Here is a 26,290-nt window from a genome sequence, read left to right on the forward strand (position 1 = left end):
TCTCAGCTCTTGGAGACGCCCCAGAACTGCGGATAGGGCGACTTCGCCATCCCCGAGACGCTGGTGCGATAGGCGGTGCTGCCGACGAAGAACCCTGTCGGGATCACCGTCACGAAGTCCATGGACATGCGGTTGATCTTGTCCATGGAAGCCTTGGCCGCTGCCGGGTCCGTCAGCGTGAACCACTCGCTGATCGCCCCCTGCACCTCATCCGACTTCGCCCAGCCCGAGAGCGAGCTGCCCCCGCCCGCATCCAGTGCCTTGTGCCCGGCCGGCGTCACGCATTCCGCCCCCGCCACCCAGGTGTGGCTGAGATGCCAGCCGCCCTGCGACGGCACTCCCTTGTTGTTGGTGCGGGCGGACTGGGTGCCCCAGTCCATCGCGATCATGTCCACGTTCACCCCGGCGCGCTTCAGCATGTCCGCCGTCACGTCGCCCTGGTTCTTTACGTTCGGCACATCGGTGGCCACGGGCAGAACGATCGCCTCGCCCTTGTAGCCCGCCGCTTCCAGCAGCCGCTTCGCCTCATCCACCCGGCGCGCGCCCCTCAGCCGCTCCCCGCCCACCTCGGTGTAGTAAGGCGTGCCAGGGGTGAAGAAGCTTGGCATGGTCTTCCACAGGGCCGTGTCATCGCCAGCCACCGCGCCCATGTAGTCCTCCTGGTTCACCAGCCACTGCAGCGCCTGGCGCGCCCGCGGGTCGGTGAAGGGCGCGTGCAGGTGGTTCACCTTCAGCAGCCCGACATTCCCAAGCGGGTCCGCCACGTCCACCTTCACCTGCCGGTTGCGCTTCAGCACGGGGCTCAGGTCGTTCACCGCCTGCTCCCACCAGTCGACCTCGCCGGCCTGCAGCGCGGCGGCGGCCGTGCCGGCATCCGGCATGGTGATCCACTCGACCCGGTCGAAGTTCACACGCTTGCCGCCGGCCAGCCAGTCGCTCGTCCCCTCCCGCGGCGCGTAGCCGTCGAAGCGCTGGAAGACGGCCTTCGCGCCCGCCACCCACTCGTCGCGCTTGAACAGCATCGGCCCGGATCCGACATATTCCGTGATGGCCTTGAAGGCGTCGGTGCTCGCGATCCGCTCGGGCATGATGCAGAGCAGCAGCGTCGTGCTCTTGGCGAAGGCGAAGAGCAGCTTCGGGAAGGGCTGCCCCAACCGGATGCGGAAGCTCCGGTCGTCCACCACCGCGATCTCGTCCAGCACCGCGCGCAGACGCATCCCCATCACGTCGCGCGGCATCCAGCGCCGGATGGAGGCGACCGCGTCCTTCGCCAGAACCGGCTCCCCGTCATGGAACTTCAGCCCCTGCCGCAGCCGGAAGGTCCAGGTGAGCCCATCGGCGGAAACCTCGTGCCCCTCCGCCATCTGCGGCTGCGGCTCGAACCGGCTGTCGATACCGTAGAGCTGGTCCCAGACCAGCAGGCTGGCATTCCGCACCACCTGCTGCGTCGTCAGCACCGGATCGAAATTCGTCAGGTCGGCCTGCGGCACGAAGCGCAGCACGCGCGCCCCCTGCGCCTGCGAGAGGCGGGGCGCCGCCACCGCCCCCACCATGGCGCCCCCGATCCCAAGGGAAAGGCCAAGGGCGGATCGGCGCGTAAGGGTCATGGAATCGTCCTGCTACTCAGGGCCCGCGCCGGGCACTGGCCCGTGCGGCACTCAGCGGCAGAAACGCAAGGCCCATGCCATGATTTGGCTAAAGGATCACCGCCTCGAAGGGCGGCAGCAGGTCCGGCGTCTCGAATTCCAGCACCCAGAGGTCCGGATCCCGCTTCACCTGCCGGGCCACATAGGCATCCACCGTCGCGTCATCCACCGGCGCCGCCCCGGTGCCCCGCACCCAGGCCGGCCGCCCCTGGCCGTCCCGCGTCTGGGCCAGGGCCACCAGCCCCTCCCGCCCGCGCAGCACCACCAGGATGCCGCCGCTGTCCGGATCCCCCTTCCGCAGCACCGCGCCGGGTCGCCCTGCGGCGTCCCCCATCCGCAGCGCCATCGAGGCCCAGAGCCCCGCCTTCACCCGTGCTTCCATGCCCGGCCTCTTCCCACCCCCGGCGCCGCTGTGGAAGGGGCTTGATGCCCGCCCGCCGCCGCGCCATTCACGGGCAGCCGATCTGCCGCCCTTTTTCCGCGAGACCTCCGCATGGCCAACCCGCCGCCGCGCATGACCGACGCCCAACGCGCCTATGAGAGCCGCCGCGCCGCCAAGGCCGGCATGTCCCTCGATAAATGGCTCGCCGCGAAGGAGAAGGAGCGGGAGGAGGAGCGCCGCGCCGCCGCCGGGGCCGCCGCAGCCCGCAGCGCGGCCACGGAGCCCGCGAAGAAGCCCAACCTCTTCCGCCGCCTGCTGGACCGCGCCCAGCAGCCCCTGAAGGGCTCCTGATCCGCGACCTCACGGCGGCCCACGCCGACTGGTCCGCCCACCCGGCCAAGCGCTGGATCACCATCGCCCGGAAGCGGACCGGCGCCTGGCTGGCCGAGGCGCCGGCCCCGGTCGGCGACCCGGCCGCCCGCACCGCCGCCCTGGTGGCGGAGGGCCCGCCCCTCGTCCTGGGCCTGGACCTGCCCCTCGGCCTGCCCCGCGCCTGGGCCGCCGCGCGGCCGGAGCCCGGCTTTCCCGCCTTCCTCCGCGCCCTGCCCCCCGGCTTCCTGGAGGTGAGCGACACGCTGGAGACCGTCGGCCCCGATCGCCCCTTCTACCCCCGCCACGGCCTGCGCGGCATGACCCGCGCCGCCCATGCCGCCGCCCTCGGCTTCATGAGCCCCGCCGACCTCTCCCGCCTCTGCGACCGCGCCACCGCCGAGCGTCCAGCCGGCGCGCCGCTCTTCTGGACCCTCGGGGCCAACCAGACCGGCAAGGCCGCGATCGCCGCCTGGCGGGACTGGCTCTCCCCCGCCCTTCTGGCGGGTGCCCCCTACCGGCTTTGGCCCTTCGAGGGCGGGCTGCACGCCCTTCTCGCCCCCGGCACCGCGGTCCTTGCCGAGACTTATCCCGCCGAGGCCATGCGCCAGCTCGGGATCCGCCTGCCCGGCAGCAAGCGAGCCCAGCCCGCCCGTCTCGCCGCCGCCCCGGACCTGCGCGCCGCGATGGAGCGCCTGGCAGTCCGCCCCACCCCTGGCCTGGACGCCGCCATTGCGACCGGCTTCGGCCGGGATGCCGCCGGGGAGGACCGCTTCGACAGCCTCCTCGGCCTTCTCTGCGTCGTCGCCGTGCTGGACGGCGCCCGCCCGGATTTCATCCCGGACGACCCCTGGGTCCGCCGCTGGGAGGGATGGGTCCTCGGCCAGACCGCCCTTCCGCCTCCCCCTCCCCTTCCCGCAGCCGGCACCCCATATGGGCGTTACGACGAGACGCCGCGGGCGAATTGAAACTGGCCGTCACGGGGGACCACGAAGTCACCCCGCCTCTGCCATAATCCCGCGCCACTTCGCCGCCAGGATCGCACCATCAAGGAAGCCCCGGAGGGCCGATCAGATGACCAGGTTTCGCACTCTCGCCCTTGCCGGCGTCGCGGTCGCCGCGCTGACGGCCGCCTCCGCGGCCCCCGCCGAGGCCCAGGGCTGGCACCGCCATCGTGGCGGCGGCGGCGCCGTTGCCGGCGCCATCGTCGGCGGCCTCGCGCTCGGTGCCATCGCGGGCGCCACGCTGGCCCCGCCCGCCTACTACGCGCCGCGCGCCTATTACGCGCCGCCGCCGGTCTACTACGCGCCGCCCCCGCCGGCTTATTACGCGCCGCCGCCGCCGGCCTACTACTACCCCCCCCGCGTGGCATACCGGCCGTATTACGGCTGGTAAGCCGGGGAGCAGAGCCCGGAGAAAAGGCCGGACGGGTTCCCCCGTCCGGCCTTTTTCATGCCCGGCGCTCAGGCGGCCGGCACGTACTGCCCCGAGGCCTCCGCCGCCTTCCGCGCAAGCCCCACCAGCAGGTCCAGCGTCGGCGTCTCCACCCCCGCCATGCGCGCGAGCGCCAGGGGCTGCACCAGCATCGCCTCCATCTCCACGGCCTTCCCCGCCTCCATGTCCTGGAGGATCGAGGGCTTGTGCGCGACCTTCTCTGAACCCTTCACCCGCGCATCCACGTCGAACTCCAGCGGGATGCCCAGCCCGCGCGCGATCGACCCCGCCTCCTCCAGCGCCCGCACAGCGGCGGCCCGCAGCGCCGGCTCCGCCAGCGTCGGCCCGATCCCCTGGCGGGAGAGGAGGCAGAGCGGCCCGAAGGAGATGTTGGAGACCAGTTTCAGCCACACCTCCCGCCGGATGTCCGGCACCACGGGGCTCGACAGCCCCCCGGCCGAGAGCGCCGCGGAGAGCGCCTGCACCCCCGCGCTGATGCTTCCGTCCAGCTCGCCCAGGATCACCTTCCCGCCCGCGTTCTCCACATGGACCGTCCCGGGCTCCGTCACCGTGCAGGCGGAATAGACCACCCCGCCAATTGTCCGCCCCACGCCCACGGCTGCGCGCACCGCGCCATCCGGATCCAGCGCCGGCAGGGCCCGCCCGTCCAGCTCGCCGCCATGCCGGTCGAAGTACCACCAGGGGATGCCGTTCATCACGAAGGCAACGGCCGTCTCCGGCCCCAGCAGCGGCGCGATCCCCGCCGCCACGCCCGCCAGCTGGTGCCCCTTGACCGTCACCACCACCGCGTCCTGCGGGCCCAGCGCCGCAGGATCGTCGCTCGCCGCGGGCCGGACCGTGAAGGTCGCGTCCGGCGCCTGGACCGTCAGCCCCTTCTCGCGGATGGCGGCAAGGGCGGCACCCCGCGCCACCACGCTCACCTCCGCGCCGCCCCGCGCCAGCCGCCCCGCCAGGTGCCCACCGATGGCACCCGCCCCGAAAACGCAAACCTTCATGCCAGGATCTCCAGCGCCGCGCGCGAGAGGGCCTGCACGCCCACGGCGATGCAGCCCTCATCCGGCTGATAGCCCGCATTGTGCAGCTTGTCCGCCCGCCCTGGCGCGCCGGAGCCGATCCGCAGATGGGCCGCGGGCACGAGCTTCGCGAATTCCGCGAAATCCTCGCTCCCCATGCTCGGCACGCCGGCTGCGGGGGCTTGGCCCATCTGGGCGGTCACGGCGGCCAGCATCCGGTCCAGCACGGAATCGTGGTTCACCAGGGGCGGCACCAGCCGGCGGTAGTCCAGGGCGCACTCGACCCGGAACCCGGTTTCCAGCCCGGCGCAGAGCCGCCGGATCGCCGCCTCGGCGATGTCCCGCGTCCCCTCGTCCAGCGTCCGCACCGTGCCCTTCAGGTGCACCCGCTCGGGGATGATGTTGTAGGTCGCGCCGCCCTGGAACATGCCGATCGTCACCACCACCGGGCGCAGCGGGTCCACCTCGCGGCTCACCACCGTCTGCACCTGGGCGACGAAATGGGCGGCCGCCACGATCGGGTCCACCGCCGATTCCGGATGCGCCGCATGGCCGGACTTCCCGCGCACCACCAGGTCGAACCGGTCGGAGGCGGCAAGGCAGGCGCCGCGGGTGAACCCCGTCTCCCCCACCGGCATGTCCGGCGCGTTGTGGAAGCCCAGCGCCAGGTCGATCCCCTCCGCCGCCCCGTCCGCGATCATGGCCGCGGCGCCGCCCAGCACCTCCTCGGCCGGCTGGAACACCAGCGCCACCCGCCCTGCCAGCATCGGCGCCATGCCGCGCAGCACCTCCGCCACCCCCAGCAGGGTGGCGGTGTGGATGTCGTGCCCGCAGGCATGCATCTTCCCGTCGGCGGTGCTGGCGAAGGGCAGCCCCGTTTCCTCGTGGATCGGCAGCGCGTCCATGTCCGCCCGGATCGCGAGGGTCGGCCCAGGCCGCCCACCCTCGATGATCCCGACCACGCCCGTCTTCCCCAGCCCGGTCCGGTGCGGAATACCCATCCTCGCCAGCTCGGCCGCGACGATTCCCGCGGTCCGCACCTCCTCGAAGGCAAGTTCGGGGTGTGCATGAATGTCACGCCGGATCGCCGAGAGCGCGGGCATCAGCGCCGCCGCCTCCTCCGCGATCCGGCGCCCCGGCTCATTGATTCCCGTGACCTGCGCGGCTGTCATGACATGAAATCTCGCAACGATGTTGCGCTGCATCGTAGGTGAAGAAGCATCCATGACAAGAAGGGCCTCAATCCGGTGCTTGTGACATCGCCCGCAGCCAAATAGGTTGCGGCACCTCTCTCTTTCGGGGGGAGCGTCAGGAAGCATGGATAAGGCACGGAAGATGCCGGCCGCGGAGCCCTCTCGGGCTTCCGCGGGCGGCAGCGTGCCCACTCATCATCCCCGACGCTCCTCCCGCTGGACGGTATCTGCGAGGGACTTAGGGGTGGAGTGTTCATGAAGATCAGCGCCAAGGACCTATGGGCAGGGGGACTTCTCGTCTTCCTCGCGGTCTTGGGTCTCTACATCAACGGCGGCTTCCTCGGGCTGGGGCTTGAGCAGCACACGCTCGGCACCGCCCGCCGCATGGGCCCCGGCTACATGCCGATGCTCGTCTTCTGGATCCAGTTCGGGCTCGGAGCCATCGTGTTCCTGGTCGGCCTCACGGGCGGGCCCGACCCGCTGGAGCGCTGGACGAAGCTTGACCTCACCACCCTGGCCGCGAGCGTGATCGTCGGCGTGGTGATCTGGCGGGTGATGGAAGCCGCGGGCTACAACAACAACTACATCCAGGTCGGCGGCGCCTGCCTCGTGGCGCTGCTCGTGCTGGCCATCTCGCCGGCCTGGCGCCCGCTGGGCCTCACGCTCGCCTCCTTCGCCGTCTTCGGCCTCGCGCTGGAGCCGCTGGGGCTGATCCTCGCGATCGTCTTCCTCTGCATCCTCTCCGCCCTGGCGGACCGCGAGCACAACCCCATCAGCATCGCGGGGATGACGGTTTTCCTCTGCGTCCTCTGCTGGTTCGTCTTCATCAAGGAACTCGATATCCGGGTTCCGCTGTGGCCGACCATCTTCGGTTAAGCGCCAAGACAGGAAGGGCCAGAACAAACCCATGGAACTACTACTCGCCAATCTGGCGCACGGGTTCGGCGTCGCTCTGACGCTGGACAACCTGCTCTTCGCGCTGCTCGGCGCGCTGATCGGAACCGCGATCGGCGTGCTGCCCGGCATCGGGCCGGTCGCCACCATCTCGCTGCTGCTGCCGATCACCTTCGGCCAGCCCGCAACCACCGCCATCATCATGCTCGCCGGCATCTACTACGGCGCGCAGTACGGCGGCTCCACCACCGCCATCCTGCTGAACCTGCCGGGTGAGGTCTCCTCCGTGGTGACCACGCTCGAAGGCTACAAGATGGCCCGCAACGGGCGCGCGGGCGCGGCGCTGACCATCGCCGCCGTCGGCTCCTTCTTCGCCGGCTCCGTCGCCACCGTCCTCGTCGCGGCCTCCGGCCCGGCGCTGACCCAGGTGGCGCTGTCCTTCGGCCCGGCGGACTACTTCTCGCTCATGCTGCTCGGCCTGATCATCTCCGCGGTGCTGGCCCAGGGCTCGATCCTGAAGTCCATCGCCATGGTGGTGCTCGGCGTCGCCCTCGGCCTCGTCGGCACGGACGTGCAGACCGGCCAGCAGCGCTTCACTTTCGGCGTTCCCGAACTGTCCGACGGCCTGGGCTTCGTCTCCATCGCCATGGGCATCTTCGGTATCGGCGAGATCATCCTGAACCTCGAGCGCCCCGAGGCGCGCTCGGTCATGTCCGGGAAGGTCGGCAGCCTGATGCTCACGGGCGCCGAGTTCCGCCGCTCCATCCCCTCCGTGCTGCGCGGCACGGTGGTCGGCTCCGTGCTGGGCATCCTGCCCGGCGGCGGCGCCTCGCTCGCGGCCTTCGGCTCGTACATGATGGAGCGCAAGCTCTCGAAGTACCGCCATGAGTTCGGCAACGGCGCCATCGAGGGCGTGGCGGGTCCGGAATCGGCCAACAACGCGGCCGCCCAGACCTCCTTCATCCCGCTGCTCACCCTCGGCATCCCGGCCAACGCCGTGATGGCGCTGATGGTCGGCGCGCTGATCATCCAGGGCATCCAGCCCGGCCCCCGCATGGTGGAGGCCCAGCCGGACCTGTTCTGGGGCCTGATCTGCTCCATGTGGATCGGCAACCTGATGCTGCTCGTCATCAACCTGCCGCTCATCGGCATGTGGGTGAAGCTGCTGCAGGTGCCCTACAAGTACCTCTACCCTTCGATCCTCGTGTTCTGCGCCATCGGCGTGTACTCGCTGAACAACTCGGTCTTCGACGTCTACCAGACCCTGTTCTTCGGCATCCTCGGCTACATCTTCTCCAAGCTCCGGATGGAGGCTGCCCCTCTCCTCATCGGCTTCGTGCTCGGCCCGATGATGGAGGAGCACCTGCGCCGCGCCATGCTGCTCTCCCGCGGCGATCCTATCGTCTTCGTGGAGCGCCCGATCAGCGCGACGCTTCTGGCTCTCGGCGCGATCGTGCTGGCCGCCATGCTCCTGCCGGGCCTCCGCGCCGGCAAGGACAAGGCCCTGGCCGAGTAGTCCCCCCGCGGCCCTGGCCGCGGAACGGGAAAGGCCGCCCCGGGCAACCGGGGCGGCCTTTTTCATGGCTGATGCGCGCCGCCACCGCAGCATCGTCCTATACCCCTTCGCCAAGCGGCCCCAGAATTCCCCCATGAATCTGCTCGAGGTCATCCTCGCCCTGCTCGGGGCCTGCGTCGCCCTGGCCGTCCTGGCCCGGCGCACGCGCCTGCCCTACGCCGTGGTGCTGATCATCGGCGGCATGGCCCTGGCCTTCATCCCCGGCATCCCACGGGTGGAACTCGATCCCCACCTCGCCCTCGCCGCCTTCCTGCCCCCGCTCCTCCAGGCCAGCGCATGGCGCACCGACTGGGAGGAGTTCCGTGCCTCCATCCGCCCGATCCTGCTGCTCGCGGTGGGCGCCGTGCTCTTCACCGCCGCCTGCGTGGCCCTCGTGGCCAAGCTCCTCCTGCCGGACCTGCCCTGGGCGGCCGCCATCGCCTTCAGCGCCGTCGTCGCGCCGCCCGACGCGGTCGCCGCCTCCGCCATCCTTCAGCGCCTGCACCTGCCCCGCCGCATCGTCACGGTGCTGGAGGGCGAGAGCCTCGTGAACGACGCCTCCGCCCTCGTCCTCTTCCGCCTCGCCGTCGGGGCTCTGGCCACGGCCAGCGTCAGCCCCGCCATCGCCGCCCTCACCTTCCTCGGCGTCGCCCTTGGCGGGCTCGCGATCGGCTGGGCCGTCGCCTGGGCCGCCTCACGCCTCCTGCCGCTGCTGGAGGACACGGCCCTGGAGGTCGCGGTCACCTTCCTCATCGCCTACGCGGCCTTCATGGCGGCCGAGGCCCTGCACGTCTCCGGCGTCATCGCCGTCGTCACCACCGGCATCATCGTCTCAGGCCGCCAGCGCGCCCTCCTCGCGCCCCAGACCCGCGTGGAGGCCCTGGCGACCTGGAGCTTCGTGGAATTCACCCTTACCAGCCTCGTCTTCATCCTCGTCGGCCTGCAGCTCAACGGGATCCTCGAACGGCTGGCGGCGGAAGCCGCGGGCACGGTGATCCTCGCCTCCCTCGCCATCTCCCTCACCCTCGTCGTCTCGCGCCTGGCCTGGGTGATGCCCTTCGCCTACCTGCCGCGGATCTTCCCCTCCCTCTCGCACGACCATGCCCTGCCCCGGCCCCGCCACGCCGCCATCATCGGCTGGGCGGGGATGCGCGGCGTCGTCTCCCTCGCAACCGCGCTCGCCCTTCCCCTGGCGGTGCCGCACCGCGACCTCCTCATCTTCCTCGCCTTCGTCGCCATCCTCGCGACCCTCGTGGTCCAGGGCACCACGCTCGAATGGCTCATCCTCCGCCTCGGCGTGATGGAGCCCGGCAAAAGGGGCATGGGCGCGCAGGAGGCCGCCGCCCGGCGCCTGATGGCGCATGCCGCCCTGGCGGAAGTTCAGGGCCGCCTCGACAGCCCGCTCGACGGCGCCATCGCGCGCGACCTCGTGGGCGAGTTCCGGGACATCGACCGCGTCTTCAGCGGCGTGGCCGCCGGCGGCCCGCAGGCCGAGCTGCAGGCCCGCCTCCAGATCCGCCTCGCCGCCATTCGCGCCGGACGCCAAGCCCTGCTGGACCACCACGGCGCGAAGCCGATCCCGGAAGAACTCCTGGTCGGCCTCGTTTCCGAAACCGATCACGAGGAGCTGCGCCTGACGCAGCAACTCAACCAGCTGGCCTGAGCGTGGCGGAGCGGGACCATCCCGATTCAAAGAAAACGATGATCGTGAGCGGTCCAGGGAGAGGAAGAGTTCCTTCCTCTCCCCGGGACAGACCAACAGCGAGGGTCCCCGCAACTACCCCTTCAGCGCCGCCATCTGGGCCCGAGCGCCGGAGACAATCGCGTTCACGTCACTGCCCATCGTCGCGTAGTCGAAGCCCATGGCGTGCATGCGCTTCACATAGGCGCCGGTGATGGCATGCAGCCCGATGAACTTTCCCCGGTCCCGGCAGGCGCGGATCAGCTTCTCGTAGAGATCCAGCATCTCCTTGTCCTCCCGCTCCATCACCGGCGGCAGGTAGCCGTGGGAGATCGCCAGGTCGGTCGGGCCGATATAGATCCCGTCCACGCCCGGGACGTCGAGGATGGCTTCCAGGTTCGCCACCGCCTCGCGCGTCTCGATCATCGGCAGGCAGAGGACATCCTCGTTCGCCGTGTAGAAGTACCGCCCGACCTCGCCATAGATCCCCGCCCGCACAGGGCCGTTGGAGCGCGTGCCCGCCGGCGGGTAGCGGCAGGAGGAGACGAAGGCCTCGGCCTGCTCCCTGGTATTCACCATGGGGCAGATCAGCCCCTGCGCTCCCGCGTCCAGCAGCTTGCCGGCGATCCCCGGCTCGTTCCAGGGCAGGCGGGCCATCGGCACCGGCCCGTGCCGCTGCATGCCCTGGAAGCACTCCACCGCCGACATGTAGTCCTGCACCCCGTGCTGCAGGTCCACCGTCAGGCTGTCGAAGCCGAGGCCCGACATCACCTCGGCCGAGAAGGCGGACGGGATGGCAAGCCACCCGTTCACTGTTTGCCGCCCGGCCTTCCAGGCCTCCTTCAGCGCATTTGCCACGCGCATCCCCCCTCTGATCATGCGCCGAAAACGGCGCCGCCGGCGGGCATCCTTCCCCTTCGCCCCATCCGGCGCAATGCATCGAGTTCGTGCCGAATCCGTTCCAAAGTTTATAACCTATGCGAGCCCGCAACCACGGGGTGTAGCCCGCGCTAGCCACAAGGCCGGCTGCGGGGCAGCAGAGGAAGGGAGCACACGCCATCACGACCGAGGATGAAGAGGCGATAGCCACGGCCATCGAGGCAGCGCTGCGCAGTGGCGCCATTCGCCCGGCCTTCCAGCCTATCGTTCACCTCAAGACCGGGGCCATCGCCTGCTTCGAGGTCCTCGCCCGCTGGACCGATGAGAGCTTCGGCCCCGTGCCCCCCGCCCGCTTCGTGCCCGTGGCGGAGCGGCACGGCCTGGCCGCCAGCCTGGCCCGGCACATCATCCGCTCAGCCTGCCTCGGGGCCCTGGACTGGAACGGCGACTTCCGGCTCGCCTTCAACATCTCGCCACTGCACTTCCAGGACAGGGCAATGCCGGCCCTCTTCGAGGAATCGGTACAGGCCACAGGCTTCCCGCTCGAGCGCACGAAGATCGAGATCACGGAAACGGCCGTGATCGGCGACATCGAGGGCGCGCGCTTCGCGGCCGACCTGCTGCGCGGTAAGGGCGTGCAGATCGCGCTGGACGATTTCGGCACCGGCCATTCCAGTCTCACCCGCCTGCGCGCCCTGCCCTTCGACGAGATCAAGCTCGACGGCAGCTTCGTCCGAACCATGGCCGACTCCGAGGAGAGCCGGCAGATCGTCGGCGCCGTGATCGGACTCGGCCGCAGCCTCGGTGCCCCCGTGGTGGCGGAAGGGGTGGAGACGGAAGCGCAGGCGGAAGCCCTGGCCCGGCTGGACTGCGAATACGCGCAGGGCTGGCTCTTCGGCCGCCCCGTCCCGGCCACGGAAGTGCCGGCCATGCTGCACGCCCGCGGCGCCATGGCCTTCGAGCCCACCAGCCGCTACCCCTCCGGCGAGCAGCGCCTGGCGAAGATGGAAGCCATCTACTCCTCCGCCCCCGTCGCGCTGTTCTTCGTGGATCGTGCGCTGCGGATCGGCGCGGCCAACCGCCATTTCAGCGCGCTGATGGGCATGGACGCCCGGGCGCTGTCCGGCCGCAGCCTCGGCGAGATCGACCCGAATGCCATGGCCCAGGTCCATTCCGACCTGGAGCGTGCCCGGCGCGGGGAGCCCATCCCGCCGCGGATCTGGTTCCTGCCCGCCGGGCGCGGAGCCGCGCTCTGCCACACCGCTCCCGCGCGGGACGAAACGGGCGAGCTTCTCGGCCTCTCCCTCGCCGTGCTGGAACTGCCAAGCCAGGGCTGAGTTCGCCCCGGGGCCGCCGACCGGGGTGGGCAATCCCGCCAGCGCCCCGTAACCTCCCCTCCATGCCCGAAAGCGCCCCCGGCCCCGCCTGGCGCGTCTCCTCCGAGACGGCGCCGCTGCGCGAGGTCCTCCTCTGCCCACCGGACCACTACCGCTGGATCCCCACGAACAGCATCGTCCGCCGCACCCTCGCGGAGGGCCGCCAGGCCCCGGCCACGCACCACCTGAAGGCGCAGCACGCGGAACTCGTCCATGCCATCGAGCAGGGCGGCGCGCGGGTCCACCTGATCGCGCCCGAACCCCACCTGCCCTACATGGCCTATACGCGCGACAGCGTGGTGGTGACGCATAACGGCCCCGTCCTCTGCCAGCTCGAGCGCCCCCAGCGCCGCGGGGAGTACGCGCCGCTCACCGACTGGCACGAGGCCCATGAGAGCCGCTTCTGGCGGAAGTCCAGCACCGGCACGCTGGAGGGCGGCGACATCCACGTCATCCGCCCCGGCCTCGCGGCCATCGGCGCATCGGGCGGCCGCACGGACGAGACGGGCGCCGAGCAGCTCGCCGGCTGGCTCCGTGAGGAGGGCTGGGAGGTCCGCGTCGAGCCCTTCGACGAGCATTTCCTGCACCTCGACGTCCTCTTCGGCATGGCCGCCGACAACCTCGCCGTTGCCTGCGAGGACGCGCTGGACCCCGCCTTCCTGGACTGGCTTCGGGCCAAGGGCATCCGCTGGATCGACGTTCCCTACCGCGCCGCCATGAACCTCGGCTGCAACATCCTCGCCCTCGGCAACGGCCGCGTGGTATCCGCCCGGGAGAGCACGGACCTGAACGCCGCCCTCCGCGCGGAAGGACTGGAGGTCCTGGACCCCGCCCTCTCCCTCTTCACCGCCGGCGGCGGCGGCCCCCACTGCCTCACCTGCCCGCTGCGGCGTGATATTTAGAGCGCGCCGCCGCGCGACTGAACCGGAAGAAGCCCATGACCGCCGAAACCCGCCCCGTCGACCACGTCATCGCCGCCCTGCGCGAGTTCATGGGCGACCGCGTGACCACTAACGCCTCCATCCGCGACCAGCACGCCCGCGGCGAGGACACCACCACCCCCGTCCAGCCGGATGCCGTCGCCTTCGCCGAGACGACGGAGGAGGTCTCCAAGACCCTCGCCCTCTGCAACCGGCACGGCGTCCCCGTGGTGCCCTTCGGCGCCGGCACTTCTCTGGAAGGCCATGTCACCCCCGTCCGCGGCGGCATCAGCCTCGACCTCTCCCGCATGAACGCCATCCTGGATGTCAGCCAGGAGGACATGGACTGCCTCATCGAGCCGGGCGTCACCCGCCACCAGCTCAACGACCACCTGCGTGACCAGGGCCTCTTCTTCCCCGTCGATCCCGGCAGCCACTGCACCATCGGCGGCATGTGCGCCACGCGCGCCAGCGGCACCAACGCCGTCCGCTACGGCACCATCCGTGAGAACGTGATGGGGCTTGAGGTCGTGATGGCCGATGGCCGCGTCATCAACACGGGCAGCCGCACCCGCAAGGCCTCCAACGGCTACGACCTCACGCGCCTGATCATCGGCAGCGAGGGCACGCTCGGCGTCGTCACCAAGATCCGCCTGCGCCTGCACGGCATCCCCGAGGCCACCTCCGCCGCCGTCGTGCAGTTCCCGGACATGAAGGGCTGCGTGGAATCGGTGATCCAGGTGATGCAGCTCGGCATCCCCGTCGCCCGGATCGAGCTGCTGGACGAGGTGCAGGTCGCCGCCTGCATCAGCTACTCCAAGCTCGACAACCTCCAGATCCTGCCCACCCTCTTCCTCGAGTTCCACGGCACCGAGGCCGGCGTGAAGGAGCAGGCGGAGGCGGTGGAGGGCATCGTCACCGACATGGGCGGCCTCGGCTTCGCCTGGGCGGCGGACCAGGAGACGCGCAACAAGCTCTGGACCGCCCGCCACAACGCCTATTACGCGGCCATCGCCAGCCAGCCGAACTCCCGCGGCGTCACCACCGATGTCTGCGTGCCGATCTCCCGCCTGGCGGAAGCCATCCTCGGCGCGAAGCAGGACATCGTCTCCTCCGGCCTCTCCGCCCCCATGGTCGGCCATGTCGGTGACGGCAACTTCCACACCGTCATCCTCGTGGACCAGGACGACCCCACGGCGCTGGAGCGCGCCTGGGCGCTGGACCGCCAGATCGTCGCCCGCGGCCTCTCCCTCGGCGGCACCTGCTCCGGCGAGCACGGCGTTGGCATGGGCAAGGCCGAGTTCCTGGAGCAGGAGCACGGGATGGAGGCGCTGGCCGTCATGCGCAGCGTGAAGATTGCCCTCGACCCCAAGGGCATCCTGAACCCCGGCAAGATCTTCCGGAACTAGAGACCCGGGACCAGGGCAGCGGCGGGACCCGCCCGCGCCCGGCAGCACGGCGACCCCGCCCCCATGCAGGGGTGGGGCGCGGAGGAAGCAGCTCATTATGAACGAAGACGCGCGCGAGGCCTCCGTGGCCTTCGCCGCCCCCCTCATTGCCCTCACGCTGGGCCATGTCCTCTCCAACGCGGTCCGCACCCTGCCCGCCATCGCGGCGGACCGGCTCGGCGGGGACCTCGGCGTCACCGCCGGCGGCCTCGCCTCGCTCACCGGTGCCTACAACCTCGCCTTCGCCGCGGCCCAGATCCCGATCGGCGTCGCGCTGGACCGCTTCGGCGTGCGCCGCACCGCCCTCGGACTCCTCGCCATCACCGGCATCGGCGCCGTGCTTGCAGCCCTTGCAGGGGGCGCGGCGGGCTTCCTCCTCGCGCAGATCGTGCTCGGCCTGGGCTGCGCGGGCATGCTCATGTGCCCCATCACCTACGCCGCGAAACGCCTCAGCCCCGCGCGCTTCGGCCTCTGGTCCGGCCTGATCCAGGCGCTGGGCAATTGCGGGATGCTCCTCAGCGCCAGCCCTCTCGCGCTGCTGGTGGAAGCGGCGGACTGGCGGGCCGGCTACCTGGCCTGCGCGGTCCTGGCCCTCATCGCCGTCGCCCTCGTCGCCCTCCTCGTGCGGAAGGACCCGCCACCGGGCTCCACCGCGGGCCTCGGCGCGGATGCCCGGGACGTGCTCCGCCTTGCCGCCTCACCCGCGCTGCGCGGCGTGGTCGTGCTGGGCTTCGCATCCTTCGCCATCGTCATCGGCGTGCGCGGCCTCTGGGGTGGCCCCTGGCTGATGGAGGTGAAGGGGCTGCCCCGCGTGGAGGCCGGCAACATCCTGCTTCTCGCCACCTGTGCCCTCGTCCTCGGCCCGGCGCTATGGGGCATCGCGGACCGGCGCATCGGCAACCGCCGCGCCCTGTTGGCGGCCGGCCATCTCGGCGCCGCCACCTTCCTGTGCCTCACCGCCCTGGGTGGACCGGGAGGCCCCTTCGGCACGCTGCCGCCGGCCTGGGACGCCGCGACGCTGCTCGGCTTCTTCCTGCTGATCTCGTCTCAGCCCCTGGCCTTCGCCGCCACCCGGGCTGCGGTCCCCGCGGAACAGGCGGGAAAGGCCCTCTCCGGCGTAAACCTTTCCTTCTTCGCCGGCGCCGCCATCCTTCAGGCCGCGTCGGGCCCGGTGGTCGCCACCGCCGGCCTCGCCACCGGGCTGCTCTTCCTCGCTGCGGCCACGGCCGCCTGCACGCTCGGCTACCTCTGGCTCACGCGGTAGCCGGGCGCGGCAAGATCAGTCCACAAGGCCCGTGAGCGGCGGTGCGTCGCGCTCGGCGCCGGGCTTGATGTCCGTCGCCTCCTTCACCCCGGGGGTGATGACGCTGGAGGTGCCGGAATCCGGCTCGGACTTGCCCGGGCCCGCATTGCCCTCGTTGGTCCCCGGGCCAGGCTTGTATCCGGCCTCCGGCTTGATACCCGGCGCGGAGTCATCCCCGTTCCGGTCGCGCAGAGGGTCGTGCTGCCCGACGCTGGCCGGGCGCGCATTCTTCGTCTGCAGCCCCCAGTTCTCCAGCATCCCCGGCACTTCGCTCTCGCGCCCCACAGGGCCCTTGCCCTTTCCGTCATCGGCCATGGTGCGGTCCTCCGTATATCCGGAAGTGGAACGCCCCGTACCGGGAGGGGTTGTCCAAGGGGCGCCAAGGAAGCATTCCGGGACAGGCCGCCCCGATTAGGCTGCCCCGATCAGGCTGCCTGGGCCGGCGCCGTCCCGAGCGCGGCCAGGACGGCCCCGCGCAGCCCGTCCAGCTTGCGCTCGTTCTCCACCTTCAGCCCGAAGAGGTCCTTCACGTAGAACACGTCCACCGCCCGCACGCCGTAGGTGGTGACATGGGCGGAGGCGATCTGCACGCCCTGGCCGGAGATGGCGGCCGTCACATCGTGCAGCAGGCCCGGCCGGTCGCGCCCGTTCACCTCGATCACGGTGTGGGTGTTGCTGGCGTGGTTGTCGATCACCACGCGCGGCGGCACCGTCACGGCGCGCAGCCGCGCGGGCTCGCGCTTCACCTTGCGGATCTCCTCGCTGATCCGGAGGCGCCCGTGCAGCGTCTGCTCGATCACGACGGAGAGGCGGGCCAGCCGGTGCGGCGCATCCAGCGCCCCGCCGGCCGCGTCCTGCACCCAGAAGGTGTCCAGCGCCATGCCGTTGGTCATGGTGTGGATGCGCGCGTCCACGATGCTGGCACCCGCGATGGCCAGCGCCCCCGCGATCTGGCTGAACAGCCCGGGATGGTCGGCGGTATAGACCGTCACCTCCGTCACCGCCCGGTCCTCCAGCACCTCCGTCCGCACGGTCAGCGGCGCCTGGATGCACTCTGCCTCGCGGATCATGGCGGCGTGGCGGGCATGGGTGTCGGGATCGAAGGAAAGCCAGTAGCCGGGGTAGCCGAGCGAGAGGAAGTGGTCGATCTCCGCCTGCGGCCGCCCGGCCAGGGCGCCCGCCGCTGCCTCCCGCGCGCGGGCCACGCGAACGTCGCGCTCGGGCACGGAGAGCCCGCCGGCCAGCACCTCGGCGACCCGCCAGTAGATTTCCCGCAGCAGGGTGGCCTTCCACCCATTCCACACCTTCGGCCCCACCGCGCGCATGTCGCAGACCGTCAGCACCAGCAGCAGGCGCAGCCGCTCCGGCGACTGCACCACCTCCGCCATGTCGAGGATGGTCTTGGGATCGTCGATGTCCCGCTTGAAGGCCGTCTGGCTCACCAGCAGGTGGTTCAGCACGAGCCAGGAGACCGTCTCCGTCTCCTCCGGGGAGAGCCCCAGCCGCGGGCAGAGCTCCTGCGCGATGCCGGCCCCCAGCTCCGAGTGGTCGCCGCCGCGCCCCTTGGCGATGTCGTGCAGCAGAAGGGCGGCATAGAGCGCCCGGCGGGACTGCAACTGCCCCACCAGCTCGGAGGCGACGGGCGCGACCGTGTCCAGCTCCCCGCGCTCCAGCGCGTTCATGACACCCACCGCCTCGATCGTGTGCTCCTCGACCGTGAAGACATGGTAGGTGTCGAACTGCATCAGCCCGACGATCCGCGCCCATTCCGGGATCAGCCGGGACAGGACGCCCGCCTCGTTCAGCGCGCGCAGCCAGCGGCCGCTATGCTTGCCCGTGAGGATGTTGAGGAAGAGCGCGTTCGCCTCAGCCCCCCCGCGCAGGCGCGCGGCGTAGCGGGCATTGCGGATCAGGGCCCGCAGCCCGAGCGGGTGGATCTCCAGCCCCCGGTCCCGCGCCATCCGCACGATCCGCAGCATCACGGCCGGATCCGCGGGGATGTCATGGTCCGGGGCGAAGAGGATCTTGCCGTCCGCCAGGGTCAGCCCGGCCCGCTTCATCGCCTCGTCCGGCGCGGGCTGCAGCGCCGGCATTCCCAGCGCCGCCCGCTCGATCGCCGGCTCCAGCAGCCGCTTCAGCCGCACCACCTCACGGGCCGTGAGGAAAAGGTGCTTCATGAAGCGCTCCACCCCGTCCTGCTTGCCGTGGCGCGTGTAGCCCATGCGGGCGCCCACCACGGGCTGCAGATCGAAGGTCAGGCGCTCCTCGGCGCGGCCGGTCACGTAATGCAGGTGGAAGCGCACGGTCCACAGGAAGGACCAGGCCCGCTTGAAGGCCCGCGCCTCCTGCGCCGTCAGCAGCCCGCCGCCGGGGCTGTCCGGCCCCACCATCTGCCACATCTTCTCCACGCCGAAGGCGTAGCGGGCCAGCCAGTACATGGTCTGCAGGTCCCGCAGCCCCCCGCGCCCCTCCTTGATGTGGGGCTCCACCAGATAGGGGCTGTCGCCGTAGCGGGCATGGCGCAGCCCGCGCTCGATCTGCTTGGCATGGAGGAACTGGCCCAGCCCCCACTGCTTCCGGGCCTCGGCATAGGCCACCGCGAAGCGCCCGTAGATACCCCGGTCGCCCTCCAGGAAGCGCGCGTCCAGCAGGGCGGTCTGCACCGTCGTGTCGGTCTTCGCGTCCTCCAGGCACTCCTCGATGGAGCGGGTGGCGTGCCCCACTTTCACCCCGAGGTCCCAGAGCAGGTAGAGCATGAACTCCACCGCCCGCCGGCCCGCCCCGTCCAGGGGCTCCCCGGAGACGAAGAGAAGGTCAATGTCGGAATAGGGCGCCAGCGTCCCGCGGCCATAGCCGCCCGTCGCCGCCAGCGCGAAGGCGGGCTCCACCTGGCCCGAGGTGGCCAGGAGGCTGTAGCGCAGGATGGCGGCGATCAGCCCATCCATCTCCGAGGCGAGCGCCCGCGCGGCAACGAGCCCGGGCAGGGTCTCCCGCTCGAACCGCTCCTGCATCCCGCCCTGGATGCGGCTGAGATGGCGGCGCAGCATCGCCAGGGCCGCGTCGCGGGAGGGCGGGGGAGAGGATTCGAGGCCTTCCAGCCCCTGTTGAGGCGCGATCTGTGCTTCGTCGGCGCCCAGGCCAGCAGTGTTCATCTAACGGAAGATAAGGACTCGCGCTGCGCCGCAACAGCCGTTCCCTGCACAGGAAACATCGATTTCAGCCGGTAAAGGGCTTCCAGGGCCTCCCGGGGGGCCATGGCGTCCGGGTCCAGCCCTTCTAGCGCGGCGCGCAGGGGGTCCGCCTCCACTGCCGGTTGTGTCGGGGTCGCGGACCCGGCGGCCGGCGCGGCGAAAAGGGGCAGTTCCCCGGAGAGCGGGTCGAGTCCCCTCGCCCGCTCCTCCAGGGAGGCGAGGACCGTCTCCGCCCGCCCCACCACCTCGCGCGGCACCCCGGCCAGCCGCGCCACATGAAGCCCCCAGGACCGCTCCGAGGCGCCGGGCCCGACCAGGTGCTGGAACACCACCTGCCCCCGGTGCTCCCGCACCTTCATTGCCGCCGGGGCCAGTTCGGGCAATTTGCCCGCAAGGGCCGTCAGCTCATGGAAATGGGTGGCGAACAGGGTGCGGGACCGAAGCCGGTCGTGCAGCGCCTCCAGCACCGCCCAGGCGATGGCCAGCCCGTCCCAGGTGGCGGTCCCCCGCCCCACCTCGTCCAGCACCACAAAGGACCGCGGCCCGGCCAAGTTCAGTACCGCCGCCGTCTCGCTCATCTCCACCATGAAGGTGGATCGCCCGCCCGCGATGTCGTCCGCCGTTCCCACGCGGGAGAAGAGCCGGTCCACCAGACCGATCCTCGCCGATTCGGCGGGAACGAAGAGCCCGGCCTGCGCCAGCACCACCATCAGCGCGTTCTGGCGGAGATAGGTGGACTTGCCCGCCATGTTTGGCCCGGTCAGCAGGCAGAGCCGCCGCCCCGGCGAAAGATCCGCGTCATTCGGCACGAAAGCCGGGCCGCGGTTCCGGCGCAGCGCCGATTCCACCACGGGGTGCCTCCCCCCGGTGATGCAGAAATCCGGCCGGTCCGGCATCTCCGGCTGGCACCAGCCGCCGAAGGCCGCCAGTTCGGCGGCCGCCGCATGCACATCCACCTCCGCCGCCGCCCGGGCGGCGGCCGCGATCCCGGCCGCCGCATCCAGGCACAGCTTCCGCAGGTGGCGGACCACCATCGCCTCCCGCTTCCCGGCCTCGTCCCGCGCCTGGGACAGCTTGCGGTCCAGATCAGAGAGCGCCCCGCAGGTGAAGCGGTGGGCATTGGCCATGGACTGCCGGTGCACCGGCGCCATCGGGCCGGGTTCCGGCTTCTGCCGCAGCAGGACCTCCCCCGCCGCCGCCGGCACCTCCGCCAGAAAGCCGAGCTGCTGATGATGCCGGATCTTCAGGCTCGCCACGCCCCAGGCCTGCGCCAGGTCCATCTGCAGGGCCAGGATGGCCCCCCGCGCGTCGTCCCGCAGGCGGCGCAGCGCATCCAGCTCCCCGTCATAGCCCGTGCCGACGACGCCCCCCTCCTCCAGCCGGGCCGGCAGCTCGGCCGCCAGCGCCCGGGCCAGCTCTGCGCGGGGCGAATTTCCGGGCAGCAGCGCCTCGCCGGCCGCCAGCAGCAGGGGCGGGACCGGCGGAACGCCCGCCGCCTCGGAAAGCGCCGTCCGCATCGCCTCGGCACGGGCCAGCCCATCGCGCAGCGCCGCCAGATCTCGGGGGAAGAACCGCTCCACCGAAAGCCGCCCCAGGGCGCGCGCCATGTCTGGCGCGCCCTTCAGCGCCTCCCGCAGCCGGCCGCGGACGGTCGTGGCGGCGAGAAGAAAGGCAACCGCGTCATGCCGCGCCGAGATTGGGTCCGCCTCGGCGAGCGGCGCGGCCAGCCGGGCCGCCAGTTCGCGGGCGCCCGCGGCCGTCAGCGTGCGATCCACGGCGGCCAGAAGGCAGTCTTTCCCCCCGCGCTCCGCCTTCAGGATCTCCAGCGACCGCCGCGTGGCCGCGTCCATGCGCAGCGTCCCCTCCCCGCCCCGGCACTCCGGCGGCGCCAGCCGCGGCAGGCTGCCGCCGGAGGTCGCGCGCACATAGTCCAGCGCCATGGCCAGCGCCGCCGCCTCGCCCTCGGAGAAGCTGCCGAAGGCATCCAGCGAGGCCACGCCCCAGGCCTCGGCCGCCAGCCGCGCCCCTTCCCTCGGCGGCGACGCCTCCCGCACCACCCAGCCGAGGGGGGTCAGGACATCACCGCCGGCCAGGGCCTCGGGGGCCAGCACCTCCGCCGGGTCCAGCCGGGCCAGCAGGGCGCCCAGTTCCGCCGCCGGCAGCCCCTCCGTGCAGACATGCCCCGTGGAGACGTCCAGCCAGGCCGCCCCGACCCGGTCCGCCCCGTCCGGCACCAGGGCCAACAGCCAGGAGGGCCGCGCGCCCTCCAGCAGCGACTCCTCCGTCACCGTCGCGGGGGTGACGATCCGCACGACCTCCCGCCGCACCGCCGGGGCCTTGCGGGCCTTGGCCTGCTCCGGCGACTCCATCTGCTCGCAGATCGCCACCCGGAACCCGCGCCGGATCAGCCGGGCGAGATAGGCCTCCATCGCGTGCACCGGCACGCCCGCCATGGGAATCGGCTGCCCGCCATGCTCCCCCCGATGCGCCACGGCCAGCCCCAACGCCTCCCCGCCGGTGATGGCGTCGCCGAAGAACAGCTCGAAGAAGTCGCCCATGCGGAAGAAGATCAGCGCGTCCGGATGCGCCGCCTTCGCCGCGAACCACTGGGCCATGGCGGGGGTGGCGCCGGCCGCGCTGGGGATCGGTGAACCGGTGCTGGGCGAGGCGGCGTCCATGCCCGGACTCCTATGGCGCGCCGCGGGATCGGTCCAGCGCCCCCGTCCCGATGCTTGCAACCCCGCACCGAGCAGGGGCAGGCTCCCGCGAAAGCGGAGGACGAAACAAGATGGAACGCCGGACCCTGTTGCGCGCCGGTGCGGGCGCGGCCCTCCTCGGCGGCCTCTCCGCGCCCGCGCTGGGCCAGGATGCCCGGGCGCGCACCCTGCGCTTCGTCCCCCAGGCCAACCTGACGGCCCTGGACCCGGTCTGGACCACGGCCACCGTCACCAGCAATCACGGCTACTACGTCTTCGACACGCTCTACGCCGTCGATGCGGGCAACCGCCCCCGGCCGCAGATGGCGGAGGGGCACGAGGTGCTGGACGACGGCCGCCGCTGGCGCTTCCGGCTGCGCGAAGGCCTGCGCTTCCACGACAACACCCCCGTCCGCGCCGCCGACTGCATCGCCAGCATCAAGCGCTGGTGCGTGCGCGACCCCTTCGGCCAGCTCCTCGCCCGCGCCGTCTCCGAATGGCGCAGCGTGGATGACCGCACCTTCGAGGCGCTGCTGCCCCGCCCCTTCCCGCTGATGCTGGATGCCCTGGCCAAGCCCGATGCGAGCGTGTGCTTCATCATGCCCGAACGGCTCGCGGCCACCGAGGCGACGCGCGCCGTGACCGAGATGATCGGTTCCGGCCCCTATCGCTTCGTCCCAGGCGAGTACAACTCCGGCTCCCGTGTGGTCTATGAGAAGTTCGACGGCTACGTGCCCCGGCAGGAGCCGCCGGAGCGGGCCTCGGGCGGCAAGGTCGCCCATATCCAGCGCATCGAGTGGCACGTCATCCCCGACGCCTCCACCGTTGCCGCCGCGCTCGTCAATGGCGAGATCGACTGGTGGGAGCGCCCGCTCTCCGACCTCCGCTCCGTCCTCACCCGCAGCCGCGACATCCGGCAGGAGGTTCTGGACGTGGAGGGCCGCATGGCCCTGATGCGCCTGAACTGCCTGCAGCCCCCCTTCGACGACGTGCGCCTGCGCCGTGCCGTGCGCCTCTCCGTGGTGCAGCAGGACTACATGCGCGCGGCCCAGGGCGACGACACCGCGCTCTGGAGCGATTGCCGCAGCCTCTACCCGCGCCGCACGCCCTACTACCGTGACAACCCCGACCTGATGCCCGGCAGCATCGACGCCGCACGCGCCGCGCTGAAGGAGGCGGGCTACACGAATGCCAGGACCGTCGTCATCAACCCTACGGACTTCCCGGATATCGGCCCGCTCGGCCAGGTGACGGCCGACGCGCTGCGCCGCGCCGGGATGAACATCGACCTCGCCGAGAGCGACTGGGGCACGGTGATCCAGCGCCGCAACTCGCGTGAGCCGGTGGACAAGGGCGGCTGGAGCATCTTCCACACCACGGGCACCTCCAACACCTATGGCAGCCCCGCCATGTCCCCCCTCATCCGCGGCCAGGGCGAGGCCGGCTGGTTCGGCTGGTGGAAGAGCGACCGCGCGGAGGCCCTGACGACCGAGTGGCTCGAAGCACCGGACGACGCCGCGCGCGCCCGCCTCGCCGGGGAGATCGGGCGCCTGGCGCTGGACGAGGTGGCGACGATCCCGCTCGGCCAGTTCACCATCCGCACCGCCTTTCGCCGCAACCTGACGGGAATGCTGGAGGGAAGCACGCCCTATCCCTGGAACATCCGCCGGACCTGACCCCTCGCCGCAGCGCGAAGGGTGCGGCGCAGCATGCAAGAAACCCGCCTGGGCATTCCCCGGCGGTCCCGCTTCCGCTACACGCGGCCCTCCTGACGCCCCATACTGGGGTGAGAGCGGAGGGAGCCGGCATGGACGACGTGCGACGCACCGGAAACGGGGATTCCCGCACCGCACGCATCACGCGCGAGGAAGCGCTGGCGATGCACGCGGAGGGCAAGCCTGGCAAGCTGGAGATCCGCCTCACCAAGCCGCTCGCCACCGCGCGCGACCTTTCCCTCGCCTACTCGCCCGGCGTCGCGGAGCCCTGCCTGGAGATCCACCGCGATCCAGCGCTGGCCTATGACTACACGGCAAAGGGCAACATGGTGGCCGTGATCTCCAACGGCACCGCCGTGCTCGGCCTCGGCGACCTCGGCGCGATCGCGAGCAAGCCGGTGATGGAGGGCAAGGCCGCGCTGTTCAAGCGCTTCGCCGACGTGGATTCCATCGACCTCTGCGTGGACACGTCCGACGTGGACGAGTTCATCAACTGCGTGCGCTACCTCGCCCCCAGCTTCGGCGGCATCAACCTCGAGGACATCAAGGCCCCCGAGTGCTTCGTGATCGAGCAGCGCCTGCGCGAGATCATGAACATCCCCGTCTTCCACGACGACCAGCACGGCACCGCCATCGTCGCCGCGGCCGGCCTCATCAACGCCTGCCACCTGACGGGGCGCGAGCTGAAGGACACGAAGCTCGTCCTCAACGGCGCCGGCTCCGCCGCCATCGCCTGCGCGGAGCTCCTGCGCGCCATGGGCATGCGCCCGCAGAACATCACGATGTGCGACACCAAGGGCGTGCTCTACCGTGGCCGTACCGAGGGCATGAACCAGTGGAAGTCCGCGCATGCCGTGGACACCAGCGCCCGCACCCTGGCCGAGGCCCTGGCGGGCGCGGACGCCTTCTTCGGCCTGTCCAAGAAGGGCGCCGTGACGCCTGAGATGGTGAAGGCGATGGCCGAGAAGCCCATCATCTTCGCCATGGCGAACCCGGACCCGGAGATCACCCCGGACGAGGCCAAGGCCGCCCGCCCGGACTGCATCGTTGCCACCGGGCGCTCGGACTACCCGAACCAGGTCAACAACGTCCTCGGCTTCCCGTTCATCTTCCGCGGCGCGCTGGACGTTCGCGCCACCACCATCAACGAGCATATGAAGATCGCCGCCGCCCAGGCGCTCGCGATGCTCGCGCGGGAGGACGTGCCGGAGGAAGTGGCGGGCGCCGGCGGCGGCGCCGGCCTGCGCTACGGCCCGGACTACATCATCCCCCATGCCTTCGACCCGCGCCTGATCTCCCGCGTCTCACCCGCCGTGGCGAAGGCCGCGACGGAGAGTGGCGTTGCCCGCAAGCCGATCACGGACATGCAGCAATACGCGCGCATGCTGGCACAGAAGCTGGACGCCGCCGGTGGCGCGCTGGAAGCCATTACGGAGCGCGTGCGCCAGAACCCCCGCCGTGTGGTCTTCGCGGAAGGCGAGGAGGAGAAGACGATCCGCGCCGCGATCGCCTTCCGCAACGCGGGCTACGGCACCCCCGTGCTGGTCGGCCGCGAGAACCGCATCCACGCCACCGTCGCATCCCTCGGCGTGCCGATGCCGGACGGCATCGAAATCCACAACGCCGCCCTGTCCGACAGCAACCGCCGCTACGCCGAGTACCTCTACGCCCGCAAGCAGCGTGAAGGCTTCCTGTTCCGCGACGCCCAGCGCGCCGTGAACCTGGACCGCAACGTCTTCGCCGCCTGCATGGTCGCGCTCGGCGACGCGGACGCGATGGTCACGGGCACGACCCGGTCCTACTCCGCCAGTCTGAAGCAGATCGCGCTGGCCATCGACCCCGCCCCCGCCTCCGATGGCGGCAAGGGCGTGATCTTCGGCCTCACGCTCCTGCTCACCCGCCGCGTCGGCACCGTGCTGGTGGCCGACACCGCCATCCACGAGCGCCCCGACGCGGAAACCCTGGCCGAGATCGCCGTGCAATCCGCCGCCCAGGCCCGCCGCCTCGGCCTGGAACCCCGCGTCGCCTTTCTCTCCTTCTCCAACTTCGGCGACCCCCGCTACTCCGTCATCCCCGAGACGGTCCGCGACGCGGTGCGCCTGCTGGATGCGCGCAGCGAGCTCGGCTTCGAGTACGAGGGCGAGATGGCCGCCGATGTCGCGCTCGACCCCACGCTGCGCGCCCTCTACCCCTTCTGCCGCCTGACCGGCCCGGCCAACGTGCTGGTCATGCCCGGCCTGCACGCGGCCCATATCCTCTCCCGGGCCGTGCCGCGCCTCACCAGCGCGCCCGCCATCGGCCCGCTGCTCATGGGCATGTCCAAGCCCGCGCAGATCCTCTCCATCGCGGCCGGGGTGAACAACATCCTCGACATGGCCTGCCTCGCCGCGCACGACGCGCTGACGAAGTAGCACCGGGCGGCTCCAGGGGGCTCCGCCCCCTGGACCTGTATCGGCCTGCCGCGGATGCGATGATCGACGGTGCCGCCACCTGAACGGACGGGTCCTGCCCTCGCAGTCGCCTCGGCTCCACGAGCCGAGGCGCTCCGTCTGCCGAATGGTTCCTACTCGAAGA

General features: G+C 71.3%; 20 protein-coding genes. 12 read left to right on the forward strand and 8 right to left on the reverse strand.

The window, feature by feature from the left end; translation table 11 throughout:
• Window positions 1-2: 2 nt before the first annotated feature.
• Together J5Y10_RS11340 and J5Y10_RS11345 are read right to left on the reverse strand one after the other, a co-directional pair.
• Window positions 3-1,607: an ABC transporter substrate-binding protein gene (locus J5Y10_RS11340; RefSeq protein WP_209373590.1), complete on the reverse strand. Its 1,605-nt coding sequence runs from the start codon at window positions 1,605-1,607 to the stop codon at window positions 3-5.
• 88 nt (window positions 1,608-1,695) lie between these two features.
• Entirely contained in the window at window positions 1,696-2,028 is a 333-nt protein-coding gene (locus tag J5Y10_RS11345) for a DUF1491 family protein (RefSeq protein WP_209373591.1), read from the reverse strand.
• Between the two features lie 111 nt (window positions 2,029-2,139).
• Here J5Y10_RS11345 and J5Y10_RS11350 point away from each other — a divergent pair, with 111 nt between their 5' ends.
• The 3 genes from J5Y10_RS11350 to J5Y10_RS11360 all read left to right on the forward strand — a co-directional run bounded on the left by J5Y10_RS11350 (window position 2,140) and on the right by J5Y10_RS11360 (window position 3,792).
• Window positions 2,140-2,379 carry a hypothetical protein gene (locus J5Y10_RS11350; RefSeq protein WP_245214552.1) on the forward strand — a complete coding sequence of 80 codons (240 nt, stop codon included), beginning with the start codon at window positions 2,140-2,142 and terminating at the stop codon, window positions 2,377-2,379.
• 143 nt (window positions 2,380-2,522) lie between these two features.
• Window positions 2,523-3,365, forward strand: a complete 843-nt coding sequence (locus J5Y10_RS11355; protein WP_342452895.1) for a hypothetical protein — start codon at window positions 2,523-2,525, stop codon at window positions 3,363-3,365.
• A gap of 106 nt (window positions 3,366-3,471) precedes the next feature.
• Entirely contained in the window at window positions 3,472-3,792 is a 321-nt protein-coding gene (locus J5Y10_RS11360; protein ID WP_209373592.1) for a hypothetical protein, read from the forward strand.
• A gap of 68 nt (window positions 3,793-3,860) precedes the next feature.
• On the opposite strand, the gene J5Y10_RS11365 is transcribed toward J5Y10_RS11360, so the two are convergent.
• Together J5Y10_RS11365 and J5Y10_RS11370 are read right to left on the reverse strand one after the other, a co-directional pair.
• Window positions 3,861-4,847: a ketopantoate reductase family protein gene (locus tag J5Y10_RS11365; protein ID WP_209373593.1), complete on the reverse strand. Its 987-nt coding sequence runs from the start codon at window positions 4,845-4,847 to the stop codon at window positions 3,861-3,863.
• Window positions 4,844-6,037 (reverse strand): M20 metallopeptidase family protein, encoded by a 1,194-nt coding sequence (locus J5Y10_RS11370; protein WP_209373594.1) that lies wholly within the window; start codon window positions 6,035-6,037, stop codon window positions 4,844-4,846. Before J5Y10_RS11370 ends, J5Y10_RS11365 begins: the two co-directional genes overlap by 4 nt.
• 276 nt (window positions 6,038-6,313) lie before the next feature.
• On the opposite strand from J5Y10_RS11370, the gene J5Y10_RS11375 reads away from it, so the two are divergent.
• From J5Y10_RS11375 to J5Y10_RS11385, 3 genes are all read left to right on the forward strand, one after another.
• Window positions 6,314-6,934, forward strand: a complete 621-nt coding sequence (locus J5Y10_RS11375) for a tripartite tricarboxylate transporter TctB family protein (RefSeq protein ID WP_209373595.1) — start codon at window positions 6,314-6,316, stop codon at window positions 6,932-6,934.
• A gap of 31 nt (window positions 6,935-6,965) precedes the next feature.
• Window positions 6,966-8,468 (forward strand): tripartite tricarboxylate transporter permease, encoded by a 1,503-nt coding sequence (locus tag J5Y10_RS11380; protein WP_209373596.1) that lies wholly within the window; start codon window positions 6,966-6,968, stop codon window positions 8,466-8,468.
• Window positions 8,469-8,601: 133 nt separating this feature from the next.
• Window positions 8,602-10,170 (forward strand): Na+/H+ antiporter, encoded by a 1,569-nt coding sequence (locus J5Y10_RS11385; protein ID WP_209373598.1) that lies wholly within the window; start codon window positions 8,602-8,604, stop codon window positions 10,168-10,170.
• 114 nt (window positions 10,171-10,284) lie between these two features.
• Here the strand turns inward: J5Y10_RS11385 and J5Y10_RS11390 are convergent, their stop codons facing one another.
• Window positions 10,285-11,052, reverse strand: coding sequence for an HpcH/HpaI aldolase family protein (locus J5Y10_RS11390; RefSeq protein WP_245214553.1), 768 nt, complete (start codon window positions 11,050-11,052; stop codon window positions 10,285-10,287).
• A 230-nt stretch (window positions 11,053-11,282) separates the two neighbouring features.
• On the opposite strand from J5Y10_RS11390, the gene J5Y10_RS28725 reads away from it, so the two are divergent.
• The 4 genes from J5Y10_RS28725 to J5Y10_RS11410 all read left to right on the forward strand — a co-directional run bounded on the left by J5Y10_RS28725 (window position 11,283) and on the right by J5Y10_RS11410 (window position 16,075).
• Window positions 11,283-12,404 (forward strand): sensor domain-containing phosphodiesterase, encoded by a 1,122-nt coding sequence (locus J5Y10_RS28725; RefSeq protein WP_342452899.1) that lies wholly within the window; start codon window positions 11,283-11,285, stop codon window positions 12,402-12,404.
• A gap of 62 nt (window positions 12,405-12,466) precedes the next feature.
• Window positions 12,467-13,345 (forward strand): dimethylarginine dimethylaminohydrolase family protein, encoded by an 879-nt coding sequence (locus tag J5Y10_RS11400; protein WP_209373602.1) that lies wholly within the window; start codon window positions 12,467-12,469, stop codon window positions 13,343-13,345.
• A gap of 35 nt (window positions 13,346-13,380) precedes the next feature.
• On the forward strand, window positions 13,381-14,772 hold the full coding sequence (locus tag J5Y10_RS11405) for an FAD-binding oxidoreductase (protein WP_209373604.1): 1,392 nt from the start codon (window positions 13,381-13,383) through the stop codon (window positions 14,770-14,772).
• 97 nt (window positions 14,773-14,869) lie between these two features.
• Window positions 14,870-16,075: an MFS transporter gene (locus J5Y10_RS11410; protein WP_209373606.1), complete on the forward strand. Its 1,206-nt coding sequence runs from the start codon at window positions 14,870-14,872 to the stop codon at window positions 16,073-16,075.
• A gap of 15 nt (window positions 16,076-16,090) precedes the next feature.
• Here J5Y10_RS11410 and J5Y10_RS11415 read toward each other — a convergent pair whose 3' ends face one another.
• The 3 genes from J5Y10_RS11415 to mutS all read right to left on the reverse strand — a co-directional run bounded on the left by J5Y10_RS11415 (window position 16,091) and on the right by mutS (window position 21,983).
• Window positions 16,091-16,429, reverse strand: coding sequence for a hypothetical protein (locus J5Y10_RS11415; protein WP_209373608.1), 339 nt, complete (start codon window positions 16,427-16,429; stop codon window positions 16,091-16,093).
• A gap of 110 nt (window positions 16,430-16,539) precedes the next feature.
• Window positions 16,540-19,266, reverse strand: a complete 2,727-nt coding sequence (locus tag J5Y10_RS11420; protein WP_209373610.1) for a [protein-PII] uridylyltransferase — start codon at window positions 19,264-19,266, stop codon at window positions 16,540-16,542.
• The gene (gene mutS, locus J5Y10_RS11425; protein ID WP_209373612.1) at window positions 19,263-21,983 is read right to left on the reverse strand and encodes a DNA mismatch repair protein MutS; all 2,721 of its coding nucleotides are present in this window, start codon (window positions 21,981-21,983) and stop codon (window positions 19,263-19,265) included. The genes J5Y10_RS11420 and mutS overlap by 4 nt, the downstream gene beginning before the upstream one ends.
• 110 nt (window positions 21,984-22,093) lie before the next feature.
• Between mutS and J5Y10_RS11430 the strand changes: the two genes are divergently transcribed.
• On the forward strand, window positions 22,094-23,677 hold the full coding sequence (locus J5Y10_RS11430) for an ABC transporter substrate-binding protein (protein ID WP_209373614.1): 1,584 nt from the start codon (window positions 22,094-22,096) through the stop codon (window positions 23,675-23,677).
• Between the two features lie 131 nt (window positions 23,678-23,808).
• Complete coding sequence (locus J5Y10_RS11435; RefSeq protein ID WP_209373616.1) at window positions 23,809-26,127, forward strand: NADP-dependent malic enzyme; 2,319 nt, start codon at window positions 23,809-23,811, stop codon at window positions 26,125-26,127.
• Window positions 26,128-26,290 lie beyond the last annotated feature (163 nt).

It is taken from the genome of Roseomonas indoligenes (genome assembly GCF_017813365.1).
Lineage (GTDB): Bacteria > Pseudomonadota > Alphaproteobacteria > Acetobacterales > Acetobacteraceae > Roseomonas > Roseomonas indoligenes.

What these genes read in the sequence shown, in the direction of transcription:
- J5Y10_RS11365 (WP_209373593.1), bottom strand. Translation starts at nt 4,847, where the DNA reads ATGAAGGTTTGCGTTTTCGGGGCGGGTGCCATCGGTGGGCACCTGGCG.
- J5Y10_RS11370 (WP_209373594.1), bottom strand. Translation starts at nt 6,037, where the DNA reads ATGACAGCCGCGCAGGTCACGGGAATCAATGAGCCGGGGCGCCGGATC.
- J5Y10_RS11435 (WP_209373616.1), top strand. Translation starts at nt 23,809, where the DNA reads ATGGACGACGTGCGACGCACCGGAAACGGGGATTCCCGCACCGCACGC.
- J5Y10_RS11420 (WP_209373610.1), bottom strand. Translation starts at nt 19,266, where the DNA reads ATGAACACTGCTGGCCTGGGCGCCGACGAAGCACAGATCGCGCCTCAA.
- J5Y10_RS11405 (WP_209373604.1), top strand. Translation starts at nt 13,381, where the DNA reads ATGACCGCCGAAACCCGCCCCGTCGACCACGTCATCGCCGCCCTGCGC.
- J5Y10_RS11390 (WP_245214553.1), bottom strand. Translation starts at nt 11,052, where the DNA reads ATGCGCGTGGCAAATGCGCTGAAGGAGGCCTGGAAGGCCGGGCGGCAA.
- J5Y10_RS11410 (WP_209373606.1), top strand. Translation starts at nt 14,870, where the DNA reads ATGAACGAAGACGCGCGCGAGGCCTCCGTGGCCTTCGCCGCCCCCCTC.
- J5Y10_RS11380 (WP_209373596.1), top strand. Translation starts at nt 6,966, where the DNA reads ATGGAACTACTACTCGCCAATCTGGCGCACGGGTTCGGCGTCGCTCTG.
- mutS (WP_209373612.1), bottom strand. Translation starts at nt 21,983, where the DNA reads ATGGACGCCGCCTCGCCCAGCACCGGTTCACCGATCCCCAGCGCGGCC.
- J5Y10_RS11385 (WP_209373598.1), top strand. Translation starts at nt 8,602, where the DNA reads ATGAATCTGCTCGAGGTCATCCTCGCCCTGCTCGGGGCCTGCGTCGCC.
- J5Y10_RS11340 (WP_209373590.1), bottom strand. Translation starts at nt 1,607, where the DNA reads ATGACCCTTACGCGCCGATCCGCCCTTGGCCTTTCCCTTGGGATCGGG.
- J5Y10_RS11350 (WP_245214552.1), top strand. Translation starts at nt 2,140, where the DNA reads ATGGCCAACCCGCCGCCGCGCATGACCGACGCCCAACGCGCCTATGAG.
- J5Y10_RS11360 (WP_209373592.1), top strand. Translation starts at nt 3,472, where the DNA reads ATGACCAGGTTTCGCACTCTCGCCCTTGCCGGCGTCGCGGTCGCCGCG.
- J5Y10_RS11430 (WP_209373614.1), top strand. Translation starts at nt 22,094, where the DNA reads ATGGAACGCCGGACCCTGTTGCGCGCCGGTGCGGGCGCGGCCCTCCTC.
- J5Y10_RS11400 (WP_209373602.1), top strand. Translation starts at nt 12,467, where the DNA reads ATGCCCGAAAGCGCCCCCGGCCCCGCCTGGCGCGTCTCCTCCGAGACG.
- J5Y10_RS11375 (WP_209373595.1), top strand. Translation starts at nt 6,314, where the DNA reads ATGAAGATCAGCGCCAAGGACCTATGGGCAGGGGGACTTCTCGTCTTC.
- J5Y10_RS11345 (WP_209373591.1), bottom strand. Translation starts at nt 2,028, where the DNA reads ATGGAAGCACGGGTGAAGGCGGGGCTCTGGGCCTCGATGGCGCTGCGG.
- J5Y10_RS11415 (WP_209373608.1), bottom strand. Translation starts at nt 16,429, where the DNA reads ATGGCCGATGACGGAAAGGGCAAGGGCCCTGTGGGGCGCGAGAGCGAA.